The 2,048-nt window shown below is 34.9% G+C and carries 3 protein-coding genes; 1 reads left to right on the top strand and 2 read right to left on the bottom strand.

What is annotated here, in order from left to right:
* Positions 1-317: 317 nt before the first annotated feature.
* The gene (locus CWATDRAFT_RS31405; protein ID WP_232287258.1) at positions 318-512 is read left to right on the top strand and encodes a hypothetical protein; all 195 of its coding nucleotides are present in this window, start codon (positions 318-320) and stop codon (positions 510-512) included.
* A 386-nt stretch (positions 513-898) separates the two neighbouring features.
* Here the strand turns inward: CWATDRAFT_RS31405 and CWATDRAFT_RS40890 are convergent, their stop codons facing one another.
* The gene (locus tag CWATDRAFT_RS40890; RefSeq protein ID WP_007308694.1) at positions 899-1,594 is read right to left on the bottom strand and encodes a PEP-CTERM sorting domain-containing protein; all 696 of its coding nucleotides are present in this window, start codon (positions 1,592-1,594) and stop codon (positions 899-901) included.
* Positions 1,595-1,627: 33 nt separating this feature from the next.
* Positions 1,628-2,048, bottom strand: a 421-nt coding sequence (locus CWATDRAFT_RS31395) for an IS5 family transposase (protein WP_007308693.1), incomplete at its 5' end; no start/stop codon positions are given.

Genomic DNA, 2,048 nt, shown 5'->3' with positions numbered 1-2,048 from the left:
CACAAACAAAGGAGGATTTCATTTTTGCTAGAGNNCCCGGGGGNGGGTTTCGGCGTCATTACTAATAAAAGTTGGAANTNNNGGGGGCCTTTAAAAAAAATCAGGGCACCGAAAAGAGGCTTGGTTTTTTTCCATTTGGAATTTTTCAGGTTTTAAAATTATCAGCCCGGGGAATATTGAATTTTTTCAGGGTTTTAGCGCGGGTTTTATTTTGGGGGAGGTAACCAAAATTAAGGGCTAATTCTGGTTTTTTTTAAAGGATTGGTTGCTTGTTTTTTTTTAAAGGCAAACTTTTTGCAAATCATCAAGGAAAATTTTTGCTTGTCTACTTAAAATCCAGAAGTGACCGAAGACATAGTAATTTTTGGATAGGACTTTATGGCTCTCTTTGGATTCACGCTTGGGAATTTTGCTCTGATTTTATTTCAATTATGATGAGCAATAATCCCCAGAAACTCAACAATTATAAAAAAGGGTTACAAGCCATGTCCATAATAGATAAGACGGCTTAATTCCCCTATTTTATCTTAACATAAAATAACCAGTGGAAGATGATTTATTTTAGATGTAACTATCCAAAATAAACCAATTTTTATTATTTAATAAAAACTAATATTGCCCAAGGGGTTGATTTTGAGCATCAACCCTGTGGGGGGGAGGACGGTGTAACCCTCCTCCCCCCCACACACACGGCAAGAATGATTATCATTATTGTTTATTCTCAATAAACCCTCTAGTTTTTGACAATTTATAGAGTGATCGCCACGGCTGAAACCCTCTTTCAATCAGGGTTTTAACGGGCTTGTCACCCCGTGAGGTTTTAGACCCATGATTTTTCGATAAAAAAAATCCCCCTCATAAGCAAGGAAGACTTCAAATACAGGTTTAAAATTAAATTCTATTTCTTCTTAGTTTTAGCTAACTTACGTTTGAAACCTGCTCCAAAAGCTATAGCAGTTCCTGTCCCCAGGATAGTTAAAGGTTCTGGAACTGCGCTTATTTCTTTTTGAGTAAAAGTAAAATTCGTTAGCTCTGCATGAGCATTTGCTGTATAAGTTGAATCTCCAAACCCAATAAAATTCCTACTGTCTCTAACAGTCTCTGTATTAAAATCTCTAATAAAGGTATCATTAATATATAAACTAGCAACACCTGTTGAAAATGAACCTTCTAAACGATAATCATTAAAAACAGATGTATCTACTCTATTCTGAAATGCTGAACGACCAAAAGCAAGATGAAAACGCCTGTTAGCATCATATAAATAAACAACGAAACTAAATGTACTAACAGTAGATGAAACTACTTCTTGGTTTAAATATCTAGCGGTGAAAGATAAGGTAAAATGTTTGTCAGGATCAATAACATTATTCATCCGAAACGTTTTAACAAATGAACCTCTTCCAATACTGTTTTGAATAAGTTTTGTTCCATCCACAGAAAAAGCAGTACCAGACCTATTACTCTCTCTTATCCATCCTTGTTGATTGGGTAACCTATCAAAATCTAGGGAAATAGTAGCAGCTTTTACTTCTGAAAATATAGAAAAGCTTAAGCCTATAGTTAAAAGACTACCTAATAAATAGTTTCTCATAATTAGGGTTTGCTGAAAAAGTTTCTCCAAAATTTATGCCACTTTTGACCAAGAATTTTCTGACAAATCAATAAGTTTTAGTACATGAAAATTGTTTAAAGTATAATCAAAATTAATGAAAGGCGGTTTGATGAGTTTCCCTGTTCTATTATTAGTAAATAAGGACAAAAAAAGCGACAAAAACTGCCTCAGAAGTTTACAAAGATTGACAACTAAAAATGTAATAGCAATAGATGTAATGGAGGTTTCAGGGAGTTTTGTCATCACGAGATTTAGGCTAAATCTTCGTTTAGCTTGTCCAAACTTTCCCTCAATAGCATTACGGAAGCATTCATCGGAGTGGGCTTGTTTCTTTTCTTCTTCACTGACATTTTTCGGAGGTCTTCCTAACTTCGGACCACTGATTCTTATCCCTCTTTCCTTACACCAATTTCTGTTTTCCCTAGTTCGATCA

It is taken from the genome of Crocosphaera watsonii WH 8501, from assembly GCF_000167195.1.
Taxonomy (GTDB): Bacteria; Cyanobacteriota; Cyanobacteriia; order Cyanobacteriales; family Microcystaceae; genus Crocosphaera; species Crocosphaera watsonii.
This window is presented reverse-complemented; position numbering and strand designations above follow the sequence as displayed.